At 68.3% G+C, this 18,996-nt stretch carries 11 protein-coding genes; 5 read left to right on the forward strand and 6 right to left on the reverse strand.

What is annotated here, in order from left to right; translation table 11 throughout:
* Nucleotides 1–27 precede the first annotated feature (27 nt).
* Both AB0H43_RS03945 and AB0H43_RS03950 read left to right on the forward strand, forming a co-directional pair.
* Nucleotides 28–372: a DUF3592 domain-containing protein gene (locus tag AB0H43_RS03945; RefSeq protein ID WP_359996098.1), complete on the forward strand. Its 345-nt coding sequence runs from the start codon at nucleotides 28–30 to the stop codon at nucleotides 370–372.
* A gap of 75 nt (nucleotides 373–447) precedes the next feature.
* Nucleotides 448–855 carry a four-helix bundle copper-binding protein gene (locus AB0H43_RS03950; RefSeq protein ID WP_359996101.1) on the forward strand — a complete coding sequence of 136 codons (408 nt, stop codon included), beginning with the start codon at nucleotides 448–450 and terminating at the stop codon, nucleotides 853–855.
* Between the two features lie 9 nt (nucleotides 856–864).
* Here AB0H43_RS03950 and AB0H43_RS03955 read toward each other — a convergent pair whose 3' ends face one another.
* From AB0H43_RS03955 to AB0H43_RS03965, 3 genes are read right to left on the reverse strand one after another with little or no spacing between them, the layout of a single operon-like run.
* The gene (locus AB0H43_RS03955; protein ID WP_359996103.1) at nucleotides 865–1,941 is read right to left on the reverse strand and encodes a glycosyl hydrolase; all 1,077 of its coding nucleotides are present in this window, start codon (nucleotides 1,939–1,941) and stop codon (nucleotides 865–867) included.
* Nucleotides 1,938–3,884: a glycosyltransferase gene (locus tag AB0H43_RS03960; protein ID WP_359996106.1), complete on the reverse strand. Its 1,947-nt coding sequence runs from the start codon at nucleotides 3,882–3,884 to the stop codon at nucleotides 1,938–1,940. The genes AB0H43_RS03955 and AB0H43_RS03960 overlap by 4 nt, the downstream gene beginning before the upstream one ends.
* Nucleotides 3,885–3,920: 36 nt before the next feature.
* On the reverse strand, nucleotides 3,921–5,450 hold the full coding sequence (locus AB0H43_RS03965; protein ID WP_359996108.1) for a glycosyltransferase family 39 protein: 1,530 nt from the start codon (nucleotides 5,448–5,450) through the stop codon (nucleotides 3,921–3,923).
* A 390-nt stretch (nucleotides 5,451–5,840) separates the two neighbouring features.
* On the opposite strand from AB0H43_RS03965, the gene AB0H43_RS03970 reads away from it, so the two are divergent.
* The 3 genes from AB0H43_RS03970 (at nucleotide 5,841) to AB0H43_RS03980 (ending at nucleotide 7,743) form a co-directional block, all read left to right on the forward strand.
* On the forward strand, nucleotides 5,841–6,566 hold the full coding sequence (locus AB0H43_RS03970) for a glycoside hydrolase family 16 protein (RefSeq protein WP_359996111.1): 726 nt from the start codon (nucleotides 5,841–5,843) through the stop codon (nucleotides 6,564–6,566).
* Between the two features lie 125 nt (nucleotides 6,567–6,691).
* Nucleotides 6,692–7,285: a dihydrofolate reductase family protein gene (locus AB0H43_RS03975; RefSeq protein ID WP_359996113.1), complete on the forward strand. Its 594-nt coding sequence runs from the start codon at nucleotides 6,692–6,694 to the stop codon at nucleotides 7,283–7,285.
* Between the two features lie 80 nt (nucleotides 7,286–7,365).
* Entirely contained in the window at nucleotides 7,366–7,743 is a 378-nt protein-coding gene (locus tag AB0H43_RS03980; RefSeq protein ID WP_359996116.1) for an MmcQ/YjbR family DNA-binding protein, read from the forward strand.
* Between the two features lie 37 nt (nucleotides 7,744–7,780).
* Here AB0H43_RS03980 and AB0H43_RS03985 read toward each other — a convergent pair whose 3' ends face one another.
* The 3 genes from AB0H43_RS03985 to AB0H43_RS03995 are packed head-to-tail and all read right to left on the reverse strand — an operon-like array spanning nucleotide 7,781 to nucleotide 18,979.
* On the reverse strand, nucleotides 7,781–8,224 hold the full coding sequence (locus AB0H43_RS03985; protein WP_359996119.1) for a hypothetical protein: 444 nt from the start codon (nucleotides 8,222–8,224) through the stop codon (nucleotides 7,781–7,783).
* Nucleotides 8,221–14,751, reverse strand: coding sequence for an RHS repeat-associated core domain-containing protein (locus AB0H43_RS03990; RefSeq protein WP_359996121.1), 6,531 nt, complete (start codon nucleotides 14,749–14,751; stop codon nucleotides 8,221–8,223). The genes AB0H43_RS03985 and AB0H43_RS03990 overlap by 4 nt, the downstream gene beginning before the upstream one ends.
* A 34-nt stretch (nucleotides 14,752–14,785) precedes the next feature.
* The gene (locus tag AB0H43_RS03995; RefSeq protein WP_359996124.1) at nucleotides 14,786–18,979 is read right to left on the reverse strand and encodes a LamG domain-containing protein; all 4,194 of its coding nucleotides are present in this window, start codon (nucleotides 18,977–18,979) and stop codon (nucleotides 14,786–14,788) included.
* Between the last annotated feature and the right edge of the window lie 17 nt (nucleotides 18,980–18,996).

Below are 18,996 nucleotides of genomic sequence, written 5' to 3' on the forward strand. Positions count from 1 at the left end.
CACCGGCTGGACGGCGGAGGCGACTGCGTGGGCCACTTCGAAGTCCATCTGCGCGCCTGGCTGCTGCTCGTCGCCGTGACCGGCATTTTGGTGATTACCGCCTGGTACGCGGCCCGGCGCCGCCCGCCGGGCGATACTCGTGGCTGGAAACCGGCGGAGGCGATGATCGTCAGTCGCATCGTGGTCTCCCGCGACGCGGACGAGTACTGCCGCTTGACGGTACGGTTCCGGACCTGGCAAGGGCCTTGGGCGTACTTGGTTGATGAGGTGCCTGCCGCGCTGGCCCCGTCCGGCGACCAGGTGTGGGTCTTCTACGACCCGCTACGCCCGCAGTATGCCCAGCTGTCGACACTGCCACCCGACGACGACTGATCGGGCCTGCTCACGGTGAATGGTTCCCCCGATGTGGGGTAGCAGCACAAATAGTCATTCCCACTGGAGGTCGTCATGACTACTGTCACCATGCCGATGCTGGAGACCTACCCTCAGGAGATCAACCTCGACCGGCGTCAGCTGGCCGACGTGATCGACACGCTGACCGCGTGCAGCGAGGCGTGCACCGCGTGCGCAGACGCTTGCCTGAGCGAGCCGATGGTGGCCGAGCTGGCCAAGTGCATCCGCACGAACCTCGACTGCGCCGACATCTGCGCCACGACCGCTCGTGTCCTGTCGCGGCACACCGGCTATGACGCCAACATCAGCCGTACGCTGCTGGAGGCGTGCGCGATGGCATGCCAGTCCTGCGCCGCCGAGTGCGAACTGCACGCCGACATGCACGAACATTGCCGGATCTGCGCCCAGGTCTGCCGGGACTGCGAGAACGCCTGCCGGCAGCTGTTGTCGGTCATGAGCTGATCGGCATCCTCACGAGCTCTTGCGCGGAATCCCGTTCGGAGTCCACGCGGTGTCGTATCGAGGGTCGGCGGCGCCTTTGCCGAACGCGGCGGCGGCCGCCGGCCGGATGCTGATACGCCAGTCGATCTCCTTGTCGGTCTCGAACCAGATCAGTCCGACGATCTGCCGATGTGCCGGCAGCTGGGCGAACATCTGGGTGATCCAGTGGACCTGTTGCCCGGTGGCGTCGGTGGCGCCGGTCTCGGTCACCACGATGGGCTTGCGGGTGAACGATGCCAGCTCTCGTAGGGTCCGGCCGAAGATCTGATCGAAAGAGATGTACGACTCGCGCCCCGCGGTGCCGTAGTAGCCGGACAACCCGACCCAGTCCACGTAGGCGTCGCCCGGATACAGCCCCTTGAGGGGTGCCGCACCCGCATAGGTCACGTTGGGACTCCACAGCCAGCTGACGTTGTCGGCCCCGGCCTGCCGGAAGACGTCGTGGACGTGCCGCCAGGCTCGAACGTAGTCGCCCCGATGGTTTCCGTTGGCCTGTTCGCACCAGGGGTACCAGAAGCCGTTCATCTCATGGGCGAACCGGATCACGACCGGGTAGCCGAGCACCGCGATGCCGCTCGCCCAGGAGCGAAGGTAGCCATCGAATCGACCCGCGATGATCTCCGACAGCCGGTATGCGGGCTGCTGCCCGCTGGAGCGTCGGGTGTAGTCCCAGGGTTCCCAGGACAGGATCGGCAACATCCCGGCGGCGGCCGTCTTGTCGAACAGGCCGCGGTCGAACCGGTCGGCCGCCCAGCCTTGGCTGAATTGCAGCACCGACGGCCGGTGACCGGTGGCGGCCCCGAACGCGTCCACCGCTGACAGGTCGTACGGGCCGAGATTGGTCTGTACGCCGAGGAAGACCCGGCCGGGTGCCGGGAACGGCACCGCCGACGGCGAGGGAGAGGTAGCCCGTGCGCCGCCTCCGTGGCCGGTCGGGGGCGTCGTCTGCGACGCCTGCTCCGGCGACGTCCACCACAACACGCCGGCCGTCGCCGCGACGGCGACCACGACGACTCCGGCGAGTGCGATCGCATGGCGTACCTTCATGGCGTGCTCCTGCCGTGCGCTCGAGCCATGCCGGACTTCGTCGAGCGATCGCCTTCAGCCGGCAGATACGCCGAGTGCCGTACGGCGCCGCCGTCACCGTCGACCACGAAGCGGTCATGCCAGCGTCCGGTCTCCCGTCCCCGCCACACCTGGCCGGCCGGCGGATTCCCGTCGCCGTCGTACCGCACGATCCACGTCGCCGGCGCCTTCGCGCGTACCGTCTGGGCCGGAGCGACCGAAGCGCGGCCCGTGACCCGGTGGGCGATCTCTGACCCGAGCGCGATCAGCGGCGGTCCGAGACCCGCCAGAACGCTCAGGCCCGCCCACACGCGAAGCGCGAGGTAGTCGTGGCCGAGCAGGATGCTGGCGGCCAGCAGAGCACCCGTGACCGCCGCCCACCACAGGTGCAGCCGGAAGGTTTTGGGCGTCTCACTACTGGTCAGATCGCCCTTGGCGGTGACGGCATAGCCGAGTGGCCGCCGGAGGAGGGCGGCGGTCGCGGCCGCGAGGTAGATCGGGCCGGCGAACAACGCCAGCGCCATGCCGGGCATTCCGGCCTCGACGCGTTCATGCTCGGCCAGGTTGAATCGCCGGAGCCAGAACCACAGCAGGAACCAGGTGCCCAGGCTCGCCGACCACAAGGCGAGCCAAGTCAGGTTGTGCAGCTCGATCGAGGCCACACCGAACAGCAGGTATAGGGCTGTGGCGAGGGTTCCGAGCAGCAATGCGACCGCGACGGACGGGTAATAGAACTGCACGCAGCCGTAGAGCAACCGTTGCCGCCAAGACAGGCCTCGGCGAGCGTCGCGGCGGCGCAGCAGAATCTCCCAGATCCCGTAGGACCAGCGCTTCTGCTGGTTGAAATAGTCGGCCCACGAGGTCGGGCCCTCCCCCACCGCCAGGACGTCCGGCGTGTAGACACCTTTCCACCGATGTCCCGTGAGCGGGTTCGCCTGACCCTGGATCCGCATACTGGTCAGGTGATCCTCGATGATCGAGTCCTGGTAGCCGCCGATCGCCGCCCAGGCGGCCGGCCGGTACAGGTGATTGGTGCCGATCAGCAGCGGCGCGTCGAGTCCGTTGCCGCCCCGCTCCACGATGCCGGAGAACAGGTACTGCTGAACTGAGGCGCCGTGGGCGATCCAGTTGTCGTACATGTTGCCGTAGACCTGCGGCGCGACGACGAAGGCGACGTCGGGGTCGCGGAAGTAACCGAGGGTGCGCTCCAGGAAGCACGGCAGCGGAACATGGTCGGGGTCCATCTGCGCGACGACGTCGTAGTCGTGTTCATGCTCGGCCCGCCACGCGTTGTGGTTGCCCGCCTTCGACTTGGCCCGGAACGGCCCGTCCGGCTGGTTGTACTCCGGTCGGCCCTTTCGCGTGAAATGGCGTACGCCGAGCCGCGCGGCCATCGCCTTGACCTCCGGATCGTCGCCCTCGTCGAGGATCCACACGTCGACGGTTCCGCAGTACGCGATCTGCAGCATCTTGCGCAGGGTTCGCTCCACGAGGTCGACGGGTTCCTTACCGGGCACGATGGTGGTCAGCAGCGCGACCCGCCAGCCGATCGGCGGGTCGACCGGAACCGGATCCTTGGCGTGGAACGCGTACACCCAGACCGCGACGTTCTGCGCCAGGCGTACCAGCTCCACCGCGATGACGAGCACGAAGCCCACCCGGGCCACCCACAGCGCCGGTTCCGGCAGGCCGCCGGTGTAGCCCGGCAGATGCTGCGGCTGGACCAGCCAGGTGATCAGCAGCCCGCCGGTCGCGGCGTTGAGCAGCACCAGCAGAGTGAGCATGATCCGCTCGCGACGGCTGGCGACCGGGCGCATCCGCACTGCTTGGCCATCGGCCGCGGGCTGCAGCGGTCCGGCCGCAGTCGCTGTGCCGGTGTAGTGACGGCGGGCGGACAGGCTGTCCCGGCTTGTCCGGGTACGCACGAGCATTCCTCCTTGATGGTCAGACGACTTTCGTCGTCAGCCGGCGATCCGGCCGGGTTCGAGCAGGGCGAGGGTGAGTCCGTCGGGGTACCAGATGCGATCGGGGTGGAATCGCGCCCGCAGCGCCTGGTCCTTCTTCGGTCCGATGCCGGCCAGTGGATCCGTCAGGTGACCGATGCGCAGCACCCAGACCCGCTTGGCCGGCTTCAGGCAACCGGCAACGTCGGCGCATTCGGTCGCGAGCAGCAGACCGTCGTGCCGAGGCGAATTGGTTGCCAGGAGGTCGGCCGGTCGTCGATCGGCGGGAACATAGTGGGCGACGGCGTCCCGGGCGGTCCACGAGCCGACCGGCTCGTCGTCGGCGTACACGATGGCATCGCCGGGACGCACGTTGGCCGCGATGACGGCGGCCATCTCGGCGGTGGCCTGCTCGTGGCCGCCGGCCGACCGGATCTGCGCCTGGACCGGCAGGCCCAGCAGCGCGACGACGAGCACCACACTGCCCGCCCACCGCGGCCGCACGCGCGCCAGCGCGGCGCCTGCAAGCAACGCCCAGCCGGGCGTGGTGAACAGCAGATAGCGAGGCAGGAACATCGGCATCACGAACGAGACGACGATCAGGGCCAGGACTGGCACGATCGCCCAGCCCGCGAAGACCGCCGACGGCCACCGCAGCGGCAGTCCGAACAGGCCGATGCCGATGACCAGCAACGACAACGCCGTCCCGCCGAACAGCACGGTGCTGTAGTCGCCGAAGGTGGCGAAGCTGACGGGTGGGATGTACGACACCTGATGGCTCTGTCTGGTCCCGAACATCAGCAGTGGTACGCACATCGCCAGGCCGACGCCGGCGGCCAGCCCGAATCGCCACCACTGGCGCCGGTGCCAGGCCATCAGCACCCAGGCGTGCCCGGCCAGCAGGAGCAGACCCACCACGTTGAGCAGGCCGAGCACGGAAATCGCGGCCGCATAGCCGATCCATCGGATCGCCGACGGCTGCCGGCACGCCGAGACGAGCAGATAGGTGGCCGCCGTCGCGGCGAGGACGGTGAGCGCGTAGGGGCGGGCTTCGGCGGCGAAACGGCTGGTGGACGGGAGGACGGCGAACACCAGTCCGCCGATCAGGCCGGTCGCCGAACCGGACAGCCGTCGTCCCAACGCGCCGATCAAGCCGGCCGACGCCGCCATCGCCAGCAGCGACGGCGTCCGCAGCGACAGATCGGAATCACCGAACAAGCGCACCCACTCGTGCGTGAACACGTAGTACGGGGCAAGGACGGCATCGACGTAGCGCAACACCCACCAGAACTGGGACCAGTCGTGTGTCGTCGCCATGCCCCAGGTGGCCAGCTCGTCGGTCCACAGTCCGGGATTGCCCAGCGCGACCGCCCCGATGACGAGAGTGGCCAGCGTCGGCACCAGCCAAGGTGACCATTGACGGGCCAGGGTCTGGGTGGTGTCGTACTCCACCCGGCGCGACAGCCGCACCAGGTCGTCCCACAGATCGGTCGAGCCGAGGCCGCCCGCTGGGCGGAGCACCCGGGTGGGCTGGTCGATGTCGGCCACGCGTTTCCCTCCGTCGGCCATAGACGACGTCACATCGGCGGGCGGGCCGGGGTCGGCTGTCCGCATCAGGGCAGGCGACATCGCGCTACCGCCCGCAAGGTCACCTACCCGGCCGATCCCGCCGGAAACGACCGGCCAGACCGTCGGGCATTACCGCAGGTCACAAGGTCGTCTCGGGAGGACCTGGCAATCCATCATGGACACTTATATCTGATGTCTTGGCTGGTCAAGCCACCATCGAAGCGATCGTGTCATCAGTTCGCGACACGCCTCGGCTGATCGGCGGGTCCTGCGCTGCGCCGCCGACAAACCTGCTCGCCACGTGTAGCCCGGCGTTAAGGAGCGTGCGTATCGGGTATGACGGTCGCTCACCACGAAAGGCAGCTCACCATGGCCCTGATCTGGGCCGACGAGTGCGACCGGCCCGCCGGAGCACCGCCGGACCCCACCTTGTGGGGCGTACGCCGGACGGACCGCTGGCAACCCGCCGCAGAGCTGCAGACATACACCGCCGATCCAGCAAACGCGCACCACGACGGAAACGGGCATCTGGTGATCACCGCGATCCGGGCCGCCGATCCCCGGCAGCCGATCACCTCAGCCCGGCTCAGCGCACGGCATGCGACGACCCGGCAGCTGTTTCGCTACGGCCGGTTCGAAGCCCGCCTCTCCTTGCCCGGCGCCGCCGGAACCTGGCCGGCGTTCTGGCTGCTCGGCGAGGACGACCGCGTCGGCTGGCCGGACTGCGGGGAGATCGACATCGTGGAGGCGCCGAACAGCCCGAGCACGGCAGGCCAGGTCCATCAGGGCACGCATTCGCCCTCGCTCCTCGACGCGGGATCCGTCGCCGTCGGCGTACCGCCGACCAGCGGAGACTGGCGCGGCTTTCACACCTACGCCGTGGACTGGCAACCCGGCCTGGTCTCGTTCACCGTTGACGACCGCCCCACGGGAACCGTCACTCGCCGCGCCGTCGAGGCCGCCGGCGGCCGGTGGCGCTTCGACGACCGGCACCTGTCCCCGGTGATCAACCTGGCCGTCGGCGGCTGGGCCGGACCCCCGGACGACTGGACCGAGGCCCGGATGCATGTCGCCTGGGTGCGGATCTGGGCCTGACAGCCGCCGTCAGGCGATATAACGAAAAGATAACGGCGTCCGGCGAATCTGTCGGAGCGGGATCGGGGCCTTCGTGGCTTGGCTGAGCGGTGGTCGACCGAACCACCCGGACGAGGAGTACCGACATGACCACCACGCTGACCGTCGACTTCTTCAGCAGCCTCGACGGCAACGGCTCGGCGCACGGCTGGCCCGGCTACTGGGGCAAGGAAGGTCCTGAGCTGCGGGACTATCTGGTCCAGAAGTACGCCCAGGACCAGGTGCTGGTCTACGGAGCGAAGACATTCCGCGCGTTCCGCGAATTCATCACCGAATACGACGAGCCGTACTACGCCAGCCTCACGGCCCTGCCCAAGATCGTCTTCTCGAGCACGCTGACTGAGCCGCTCGGATGGGCGAACTCGACCGTCATCTCCGAGGACGCCGTGACCGCCATGCAGCGGCTCAAGCGCGAAACCGACGTGCCGATGCGCTGCCACGGCAGCATCTCGCTCAATCGCGCGTTGCTGGCGGCGGGACTCGTGGACTTCCTCGAGGTGACGATCTTCCCGGCGATCACCGGAAAGGCCGGCTACGCGGCCCTGTTCGCCGACGACGGACCCGAGTTCGACCTCGACCTCGTCGACTCCACCGTGCTCGACGGCCGGACCCTGAAGCTCGTGTACGCCCCACACCCGCACACGAGCGTTCCCGAAGGCGTCGGGCCACAGCGCCGCTGACGTCGCTGCACTGGCCGGATCGGTCTGCCCGCTAGAGTCGCCGGGGGTGGATCAGGCCGCTTCGGTGGAGGGTGAGACGAATGGCTGACGCCGACGACGTCCGACGGCTGGCGCTGTCACTGCCACACGTCGTCGAGATCGACAGTGAGGGCTTCGACTTCCGCGTCGGCGACAAGGGCTTCGTGTGGTCCTACCCGGAGCGCGAACCCGGCAAGCGCCGGATCATCCGGACCGACATCGCCGTGTTGTTCGTCGGCGACGAGGCCGAGAAGCAGGCGTTGCTGCTGGGCGAACCCGATCTGTTCTTCACCACACCCTCCTACGACGGCATGCCACTGGTCATGGTGCGGCTCGCGAGGGTGGACGTCGACCGGCTGACCGAGCTGGTCGTCGACGCCTGGCGCATGCGAGCCCCGGCGGAGCTTGCGCGGGATCTCGATGACAGCCGGTTTCCGTGAGGCCGGCCCGAGAAGTTCCGGCGTCGGCCGGACTGCATCAGACCGGCCGACCAGGCGCATGCCCGAGGGCATCGGATGGCCTCCCCTGCACGGTGGCGATGAGGCCGTCGTGATGAACCACGACTAGCCTGCCCGAGGTTGGCGACAGGACGAAGGTGTCCCCCGCCACCAAAGCGTCGTCATATGTCTCAGGGTAGGTCGTCGAGAACTCGCCGAGGTGTCGCGCATCGACGAAGAACGGTCCCACCTCGGCGCGAAAACTCAAGAAGGTCACGACGACGAGCATCCCGGCAACACGGGGTACGCAATACTCCACCAGCTCCTCACTGACGATCGCCGGGTCGCGGTCGTCGATGGGGAACGGAACCCATGAATCGGTCGTCAGGCCGCCGATCTCATCGACATCGAAACCGCGTGACCCCGAGGCGACCTGGCTAAGAAGCTCTTCCGCGAAAGTCCAATTAGGGTGTCGTACGATCATCGGCAACCGCCGCCCCACGTTTCCTGGCCGGTGATGAACGCTTTCTGCGTCACTTTCCAACCACCTTTCGGGCCGAGTGCCGGGTTCTTCAGTTCCCGGACCGTCACATGCGGGCCCTCATTCGTGGTCGAGTGCCCCCTGGTCTCCCATTCAATCTTGACGACTGTTCCATCTGGCCGGGTTCCCTGCCACCATCCCGGCTTGAATTCCGTCAAGTTGTCGAGGTCACCGCCGGCAGCGTTCATCGCAACCCTGAGCAGCTCGTCTTGGTCGCTGACGAAAGTGCGGTCGACGCTGCGACCATCTTCGCCGTCGTTGTGGACCAAGACCGGTGTGGAGCCGGCGAGGACGTAGTAGGTGTGCAGTCCAGCGATGGTCAGGTTGTAGGCATCGGCCGTGTGCCGGGTGGCCTCGATCAGGCCGATCGCACGGGCGAGCCGGCCGTCGGCCGTCCGAAGCCGGTCGCCGGGGTCGATCGCGCTGGCCGGCTCCCATTGCCGGTCGGTCTCGTTCCAGAAGAGATGGTCATCAGTAGTCGTGACGGTGGCTCTGCCCGATCCGTCGAGCCGGTCGATCTGGAGGTCGACGAGCTCGTCTCCGTGCACCCATGTCGCGATGACCGTCCCGGCGGACGAGCCCGCGGTTCGCGGATCGGCGGCGAGCACCTGGTCGCCGACGCGTACGTCCTCGATCGGCTTGGTCGTGCCGTCGGCCATCAACACCAGGGTGTCTGAGGAGAAACTGCGGCAGCCGGTCCTCGCAAGCCCCGGGTAGGCCGGGTCGGCGACCGTTGGCCCGCCGGAGTGCTCGTAGGGTTCGGAGGCGTGTCTGGCCAGCGACAGCACCATCTTCAGCGTCTTGAGTGCCAGGCCGAGCTGAATCGCCGAGGTGAGAACATCGAAGATGTCCCCCATGTGCTTTTCAAGCCAGTCCGGCGTGTGGCACGCGCCGACCGAACCGCCCAGTGCTTGGCAGACGAAGTCGTATTGCTGTTCGCCTTGGGCGGCGAACTCGTATGCGTCGGCGTAGGTGAACGCGTCGCTGCCGTGGTATTGGTAGCCGGAGGCGGGATTGCGCAGCATGTCGATGACATGCTTCGGGACCTTCTTCCCGCCGACGGTCACCGGCAGGCTCAGCTTGATCAAGAACTCGCGTTTGGCGATGGTGGCGGCCTTGTTCTGAGCCCGCCGCAGGATGTTGTTGTAGCGGGCCGCGCCCAACACCTTGGCTGCGGCCGCCCCCGGCACGCTGATCTGACCGCCGAGGTCGACGTCGTGGCGCAGCCCGTCGGGATCCGAGGCCGAGGCCGGGCTGTTGTTGGCGTACGCGTAGCCGTTCATCTGCTGGGGATCGCTGGAATCCATGATCGGGTCGACGGAGACGAACCTGCCGATCGACGGGTCGTACTCGCGGGCGCCGAGCCGGGTCAGCCCGGTGGCGTCGTTGCCGGTCCCGCCGACGAATCCACGAGTGCCGCCGGGCCACGTCGTCGACGCGCCGCGCGGGTTGCCGAAGGGGTCGAACCGGCGAGGTGTGGCCTGCAAGGTGGTCGGGTTGACGGTGAGCTGGCTGGTCCCGTGATGGTCGCCTACCAGCCACTGGACCGCGCCTTGGCCACGTGAGGCGATGGTCCGTCCGCCGAACCCGTAGTAGCGGGTTCCGCTGCGAGTTCGGGTTCCCACGGTGAAGACCAGTTCGCTGTCGCCGAGGAACACGGTGACGGTGGCGGGATCGGGGCGGAGGAGCTGGTTGCCGTCCGCGTCGTAGCGATAGCCGACGGTGCCGGCCGCGGAGTCGATCGAGGCGAGCTTGCCCTCGGCGTCCCAGGTGAGGGTCTGCTGGCCGGCCGCGCCGGGCCGGCTGGTGGTATGCCCGGCGGCGTCGTATCCGTAGGTGGCTGTCGTGCTGCCGGGCGTTGCCACAGTGCTGACCGCATGGGGCCGCGCCTGCCCGACCGCCGGGTACGCGTATGTGCTGACCTTGTCCGCGATTCCGTCGAGGCCGTGCACGGTGAGGCTCGTACGGTTACCGGTGACGTCGTAGCCGTAGGTCTGCCAGTACGCCGCCGGCCCGCCGATCACGGTGGCGATCGGCGAGGTGGCACAGGCATCGGTCTGCGTCCAGGCGTCGGTGGTACGCCGCAGGTAGTCGTAACGGAAACACTGGTTGTCAACTGCCACGCCGGGCAGCTCGTCCTTGATCGACTTGACGTTCCCGGCCGGGTCGTAGCCGTAGGAGACCTGGTCGACCCGGAGGTTGTCGACCTGTTCTCGTTCGGTGAGGATCGTGGCCAGCCGGCGGGTCGCGTCCTCATAGGTCCACTGCTCCCACACCAGCGGGCCGTTGTCGGGGTTGCCGAGCTCGATCAGCTTCGGCTCGCCCAGCGCGGTGTAGGTGGCCCGGTTGACGTACGTCGTGCTACCCGTGGCCGTGTTGCCCTTCAGCCCGTACGGCAAGCCCAGATCGTCGTAGCTGAAGGTCAGCGTCTCGGCGGGCACGTCGCTGCTGATCTCCGGCAGCCGTACGATGCTCGGGCTGCCATCGGCCTTGTAGGTCTGGGTGGTGGTGAACGAGGCTGTTCCGACCACCCCGATCTCGGTGCCGGGGAAGGTCACCCGAATGCCGGTCGACCGGTCGGCGTCGTCGTATCCGGTCACGGCGGTGGTGTACTCACCCCCGGCCTGGTAGCGGGTGGACGAGGTCAGCAGCCCGGGCTTCAGCGTGTCGTAGGTCCACCTGGCCAGCACAGTGGAGCCCAGCCTGGTGGCGGTACGGCGGCCCAGGACGTCGTAGTCGTAGCTGATCTGCTGGTTTCGCGCGTCGGTGGTGGTCAGCACTTGGCCGGCCGCGTCGTAGACCGCCGTGGTCTGACCCGCGTCGGGATCTGTGGCGAGCGTCTTCCGGCCGCGCACGTCGTACTGGTAGCGCCAGATGTTGCCGGCCGGGTCGGTCACCTGTGCCAGAGCGCCGGCTTTGGTGTACTGGTACCGGGTGACGTCGTGATCGCCGGACGGACTCGAGCCGCGGTACTGCCAGAGTTCGGTGGTCCGCCCGCGCGCGTCGACGAGCGCCGTCGTCGCCGTCCCGCCGGTGGGTGGGTTCACGGACACCCGGTCGCCACCGTAGGTGGTCGAGGTGCGCCATCGGCCGTCCGTCGGCTCGGCGTTGTACTTGAGGAAGATCTGGTCGGTGGGCCGCTCGGCGCCGTCGAACCGGGTCAGGTTCATGCTCGGCACCAGGTTGATGTCGGGCTCGATCAGGGTGCCGTCCGGTGCCAGGTCCTGGCGGTACGGACCACGGCTCAGGTACGCCAAACCGCGCGAGTCCGTGAGCGTGTCGGTGACGATCCGCCCGCCTTCCGGGCTCGGCGCCTGAACCTGCCGCTGCCGAAGGAACCCGTCGTACACGGCGAAGCTGCTGACATAGGTGTCCTTGGCGGTGATTCGGTCGGTCCGGATCCAGCTAGGAGCGGCTTCCTGCGTTCTGTACGCGTATCGGAAGCTGGGCTGGCCGGCGAAGCTCGCCTTCGGCCGTCCAGGGAGCCAGACCTGGGTCAGCTGCCCCAACGGGTCGTAGGTGAGATCCGTACGCGCCCCGGTCGTCGCCACCATCGCGACAGGCAGCCCCCGCCCGGGGTCCAGCGTCGTCGACTCGGCTTGGTTCAGCGCATTGGTGACCGTCTTTCCGGTCGTCGGGCCCTGCGCCGGCTGGTACCGCGTCGCGGTGGTACGCGACAACGCGTCGGTGGCGTCCAAGACTCGGCCGTACGCGTCGTAGGTCATCCTCGCGGTGGTGAGGTAAGTCGCCACGTTTCCCTGGTACGAGTCGGCGTCCTCCACCTTGGTCGCGTCGCCGACGGTGGGGGCCGCGTCCCAGACGGTCAAGTTGTCGTAGAAGGTGCGTACGTCGGAGATCGCATCCGCCGGGTACGCCGGGGTCGCGCCGCAGGCGACTCCGACGGTGGACACCCGGCTGGGCAGGGTCAGCAGCCAGGTGGTCTCGTTGCGCGCGTACTCGGTGCGGGTGCACCGGTCGTCGGAGGTCGTGGCGACGTCGCCGAGGTCATTGACCGTGATCGGGTTGCCTTCACGGTCGAATGTGGTGTCTACCTGCGTCTTCCGGAAGCCGCCCGCGGCCAGCGCAGTCCGGGTCACCGTGCGTACCGTCTCCACCTGGAACGCCTGCAGGATTCCCTGGGACGCGGTCGGCGCGCTGATCCACGGATCGTTGATCGTGCCCGACAGCTCCGCTCCACCGTCGCCGTTGTAGGTGATCTGCTCACGCAGCGTCCCGGCCAGCGGATCGGCGTCGGTCAGGCTCGTGTTGGTGGAGTCGGTGACGGTGACGGTCTTGGTTCCTCCGGTCGGCGTCGCCCGGTCTCCGTTCATGCCCCGGAAGTACTGAAACTGAGTCAGCGATACCTTCTGGTCCGGCTCCCGCCCCGAGTCCCCGTGGCGCACCTTGACCTTCTCGTACCCGCGCCACGTGGACCAGGTGCGGTACTTCTCGGCGGTCACCGGGTTGTCGTCGTAACGCCAGGCAGCGCCGCCCAGATATTCGTAGCTGAAGACTTCCGTCGTCCCCCCGGCCACTCGGTCGACGAGCGTGATCTGCTGGACCACGTAACGGTGGAACCAGTCGTCGCGCGGCTGCGGCTCCGGCTCGAAGGTCCACCGTGCGGGGAAGCACCGCTGTGTGTTGGTCGACGGGGTGGGCAGCGCTCCGGCGACACAGTTGGTAGGGGCGTACACGACGTTGATGTCGCCGCCGGTTCCGTTATGGACGGTCTCGACGCGGAACTTGAACATCTGCGGTGGGCCGTCGGTGTAGGAGTCGACTCGGTTCTCGCGCTTCGTACCGACGAACGTCACCGGCGGCTGCGTCAGGCTGCCGCCCACGAGTCCGGTAGGTGTGATTCCGCGTAGCCACAGACCGGCGCTGGTCCCGTCGCCGGGGTCAGGAAAGATCTGGTCCAGCGTCCAGCGGTCCACGTCGGCGTAGGCCGTCCCTGACCGAATCCGGGTGGTGATCGACGCCAGGCGCTTGGTCGACCAGAAGGTGGGCGAGTACTTGCCCGGGCATGTCGTCGCGGCGCAGTCCTGGTCCCACGGTACGTCCGGCCACGCGGTGCCGTTGTGCTGGCTGCAGTTCTGGCCCGGTACGCACCGGTCCGCGACCGTGAACGCCACCTGCGCGGCCGCCTGCTCGCCCACTCGGCCGCCGTAGTCGATGCGCTCGAGGTAGCCGCCGCGGGTGTAGGTTGCCACCGAGCTGTCGGTCATATTCCGCGCGTACTTGTTGGTTTCGGCCCGGTACTGGTAGCCGATGGTGTTCGCGTGCGGGTCGACGACGTAGTCCAGGTTCCATCGCCAGGCGTGCACGCAGTCCGAGGTCGCGAAGGTCCCACCGCACCCGGTGCCGGGGCTGTCCCCGAACACCGGCACCGTCCAGGTCGACTCCGCGGCTTTGCGGCTGCCGAAGCGGTACTGGTGGCCGTTGGTCGTGGTCACCACCCAGTACTCGCCCCGCACGTCGTCGTTGGCGGCCGTGTCGAACAGCTGCTGCACCCGGGTTCCGTCGTCATCCTTCGGCCGCCACCGGTTGGACGTCGCGCTCTCCCGCACCAGCTCCGTGGTCTGACCGTTCAGCGACAGCACCGCGTTCTCGGTGATCCAGCACAGGTCGTAGACCTTGGGTTTGCCTTCCGTGTCCGAACAGCTTCGGTACGACCGCTCGATGTAGCCCGGCCACATGTTCCAGCCTTCGCCGATCCAGGACGGCTGGTTGTTCGTCGACGACGTCCGGCCGTCCACCGCGGCGGAGGAGTACGACAGGCCGAGCTCCGGGATCAGGCCGCCCGGCACCGGCGGCATCCGCAGGTTGTAGGACCAGGTGAACGCGCCACTCTGGGTGCTGACCGACCATTTACCCGCCGGGGACAGCGATGTCGCGGCGAAGGTCCCGGTCGAACCGCCGCTGTCCGCCGTGAGCGCGAACGTCGAACCCGCCGAGCCCGCCTCGACTGTGGCGGATACGCGGCCCCGCTTGGCGTCGTTGGTAGTTGGCAGCGCGGTCTTCTTCTCGACGTCGACCAGCCGAAGACGATTCGCCCAGTCACCGCCGTACAGGTTGCGCAGCCGCGAGTAGTCGACCGTCAGGTTCACTTTCTCCCCGGCCGGTACGCGGGTCATGCCGTCCAGCTGGAGCACTGCGCCGGTCACGCCGGCTTCGCGGGCCGCGGCCCGGTCCAGCATCCGGACCTGTATCGATCTGCCGCCGCTTGCGGTGGCGGTCACGGCGGCGGCGTCCGGCCACGCCGCCGCCGGCATAGGCGCCTTGGCAGCCGCCGACGCGGGATCCGATGCCGGCGGCTTCACCGGCACGTTCTTGCCCGGCACGGCCGGCATGATCGGCTGTTCGGTCGGTGTGACCGCTGCCTGCGCCGCGTCCGGCTGGCCGGTGAATCCGACCAGCGAGGCCGACAGAACCACGGTGAGCGCAGCGGCGAGCATCGACTTCATACGCATGGGGCAGACCCTTTCCGGTGTTCCTGGATGTGGCTCACAGGCCGGTGACGACGTAGCCGAGGGACTTGACGAACGTCTGGCCCTCGCAGCCGGGGTTGGTGGAGTCGAACAGGTCGCCCCAGCTGGCCCGGCAGCGCAGCAGCTCGCGGCTGGACAGATCCGGCGGCGGCGCGGTCCAGATGAACCCGAGTCGGCGCACAGCGGTCTGGCCTTCGCACGCCGCGTCCGTGGAGACGAACGAGTCGTCACCCGCGAGACACGCCCACAGGGCGGTCCGGTTGGTCCCGCCTTGCATGGCCAGCCGCCCGAGCGAGAACTCCGGACGGTAGTCCGGACCCACCCGTGTCGTGCTGCTGGTGTGGTCGTACGGATAGGCCGGGCTGTTGTAGCGCACCAGGTTCCGGTACGCCAGCGTGTAGCCGAGCAGGCCCTCGTTCGTCTTGCCTTCGCAGTTCGGATCGCCGGAGTCGAAATGGTCGGTGTACGTGGTGTAGGCGACCTTGCACCGGTACACCGGGAACACCTGCTGATCGGCGGGCGGCGGGTCGTTGTACAGCAGGCCGAGCGGGCCCAGGACCTCCTGGCCCTCACAGTCCGCCGACGGGGAGGTGAACTCGTCGACGCCCAGCCGGCAGCGGTACATCATCCTGGTGTTCGGCTCGTCGGCCGGCGCGAAGGCCCCCAGCGACGCCTCGAAGTGATAGGCAGCCGCAGCGCGGCCGGGCACCGAGATGTGGTCGCTGCTGGTCTGGTCGATGGTGAGGAACCGGTTCAGCTGGCCGTCGTAGGCCGAGGGCCGCCGGGTCACGGGCAGGTACCAGGTCGACAGCGCTTCGTTCGGGTCCGCCCCGCTCCACAGGTGCACGTCGTCGATCGCGCCGGTCCAGAATCCGGCGGCCTGGCCGTTGAGCTTCGCCCGGCCGAGCACCATCCCGCCGGCCACGTTGGCTGTGCTGCGCCCGTTCGCGATGCCGGCCGGTTCACCGTCGACGTAGAGCGTCACCTCGCCGTCGGCCGCGTCGTAGACGCCGATCAGGTGCGTCCACACTCCAGGCGTAGCCAGGCGGCCCACCGCCGAGGAGTCCACCGAGATCCTGGTCGGGCTGGCCGCGTCTGCGGTCGACAGCCCGAACGTCCAGCCTTGGGTCGCGCGGTTGTAGCCCAAGGTGAACCCGGACGACAACGGTCCGTCCTGGCTGAGCGCGGTCACCGTGCCCGTCCCGGTGGCGGCTGCGGCGTCCAGCTTCACCTGGGCGCTGACCATGAAGCTCTGATCGGTACGCACGGCCGGCCGGCCGGCGGTCGCGACGCCGTTGGAGGTGCCGTTCAGCCCGACCGCGGTTCCCCTGCCGATGACATCCGCCCCGGATGTCCAGCTCGCGCCGGTCCCCAACTGGACGCTGCGAAGGTTGCCGGAGATGTCGACGGCAGTGCTGCCAGCACCTTCGTCCAGCGGCAGGAACTGCTCCTCGGTGGGCGCGGATACCAGGTCGTGCACTTCCAGCGCGGTGATGATCCGGTCGTAGAGCTGCGCGTCGTCGATGGAGCCCTTCCAGTAGCCGGTGTACGCGCCGTTGTACTTGCTGCGCCCTATCTGGACGGTGCCCGTGGCGTAGTTCCACCGGTTGATGTGCTTACCGACACCGGCCTGCAGCACGCCGTTGACATACAGCCTCATCTGTCCATCGGAGGGGTCGTAGGTGGCGACGAGATGCGTCCACACGCCGATCTTGGCCGCGGCGTCGGAGAGCACCCGGTCGAAGAGCACATTGGCCGCGTCGGACTGCGCCATCGTGAACGCCCACTTCTTCACGTCGCCCGCGTACTGCAGGGTGAAGGCGCTGGCTTGACCGCCGTCCTGGCTGATGACGACGGGCTTGGCGGTGTTGTCCTGATCTATGCGTACCCAGGCGGCGACCGAGAAGCTCGTATCGGTCCGGACGACCTGGCCTCCCCCGGTGTTGACGTACGCCGCGCTCCCGCCTTCGAGGTGCAAGGCGTCCCCCTGCCGGCCGGTCACCCATCGCGCTGGGCCGTAGGCGATGGTGCCGTCGTGCCGTTGCGGTCGCATGTCGGTCACCTGTGTCTCGTCCAGCCCGTCCAGCGCCCAGTGGGCCTTCGGCGGAGTGCCGCGACCGGCGACGAAGTGGTACTCGTACCTGGTGCCGCTCAGGTTGTTCGCCCGGTCGACGCTGTAGACGTACAGCGTCTGCGGGCCGTTCTCCAGCGGTGTCACCAACGCGCTGGCCGTGCCCCCGACCTGGTTCGCCGGCACGAACTGCGTCGGCTGGTCGTTGAGCCCGAAGCGGAAACCAGCCACGTCGGAGCCCACCGGCGCGCTGAAGGTGAATCCACCCGCGTACCCGGCTGCGCCGCCGATGTTGTTCTCCGGGTACGTCCCCGATCGCACCGCGGCCGGTGCAGGCGGCCGGGTGCGGTCGATCGTCGCGTAGCAGTAGGCCGTCCAAGGACCGATGTCAGTGGGGTCAAGGCCGGCTACTCGATATTTGAACGTCTCGCCGTCGTTGAAGGTCCCACTGGGAATCTGCGCCCCGAAGAAGCTGCCGGACGCGGCTGGGGCCGAGTCGGCACTGCCCGCCCGGCTGCCGTCCGCCGCCAGCGACCACTGGAACCGGGCCCGGACCTGGTCTGCGTCCGGATCCTTGATCTGCGCCCGCAGCGTCGGCCCGGCCGGCTGGTCGCTCGGGTTGAGCGGGTTCAGGTAGGTCGTGTTCGTGGTGGCGGCACATGGCTTGTACTCGGCCGTGACACTGTACGGGCGGTCCGGCAGCCGGTTGTACACCACGGTCAGCTTCGGACTGTCCGCATTGACCAGCCACTTCTTCCAAGCGTAGGAATCGCCCTCATCGTCGGCCCGGAGCATGATCGTCGTCGTCCCAAGGCCCCGCCGCATCGACTCCGCCACCGCTCCCGTTGCGTTCCACTCCAGGAACGCGGCCGGGCATGCCGAGGAGTAGCCCAAGGCCTCGTTCTTCGCGCCGATCCAGACCGCCCACTGCTGCGACGGCTGATTGGCCCAGTTCGTGTTCTGGTCGATCGGCGCCGTCCCGTACGCGGAAACGGGCCGGTCGCTGCACGAGGGCGCGTACACCTCCTCAACCCGGAACTGCGCGGACTTCAACACCGTGCCCAACGCTTGCGCCGTGTTGAACTGGAAGTAGGTCCGGTACTTCACCGCCGGCGACTCCCAGTCCGAGTAGCCGGACTTCCCGAGGATGGGGGTGGTGTCGTTGGCGCCGTTCCACTTCGGCTGCGTGACGCCTTCCAGGACCAATGTCCATCCCGCCGCGCCGCCGGAGAAGCTGGGGTCGATGAAGACCGGATACGTCGTTGCCGGATCGGTCAGCAGCTTCTGATCCGGTCTGAGCTCCAGACGGCCGTCGACGACAGTCACCCGGCTGGACGCCCGCCGGGCGCCTGGGTGATCCGGGCCGGGCATTTCCTCGGTCACGGCGGCGCGGCGAGGTGTGGAGTCCCACATCATCGCCGTCGGCGCGCGGAACACCACGGCACCCGAGCTGTCCGTCGCCTTGAGATTGCCGGCCTCGTCGGCGGTCATCGTCAGACCAGTGGCCGACAGTGCCAGGCGCAGTGTCGCCAGCGCGGGATTGGCGGCCGCCCGCCTGGTTTTCACGACCAGTACCTGGGTGAATCCCTGCGCGGTCGCCTGCATCCGCAGATCCACACCGGCGAACACTTCCGGGTAGACGGCGGTGTTGCCGTCCAGCCGGGGCGCGGGCAACCGTCCGGGCCAGCTCAAGGCGAACTCCTTGCCGCCCGTACCGAGCCGTACCAGCGGCGCCGATCCACCACCGGAGAACGCGATGGTCAACGACGTCGCCTTCGGCGCGACCGTGCCGTCCGGGCGGGCCGCCAACGTGGTGTCGACCGGGACCCAGTCGGCGCCTTGGCGCACGCGCACCGGCATGATCGACATCTCGGCGGTGAAGGTGCCGTCCGGGTTGGCGAACACCTGACCGGATTCCGAGCGTTCGCCGGCTATCTCGACCCGCTGCCCCGACGTGGCGGCACGGGATTGAGCCGCCGATCGCTCCGAACCGGATCCCGCCGGTTGCGTCACCTGGACGCTCAGGTCGCCGGGCGGCTCGGCCATCGCCGGTCCGACATCGCCGATGCCCGCCAGACTGATCACGGTGACCGTGGCGACCGCACCCACGCAGCGTCTGAACTTCGGAATCCGATGCATGACCGGATTGTTGGGCA

Origin of the sequence: Hamadaea sp. NPDC050747 (assembly GCF_040654195.1) — a bacterium.
Taxonomy (GTDB): Bacteria; Actinomycetota; Actinomycetes; order Mycobacteriales; family Micromonosporaceae; genus Hamadaea.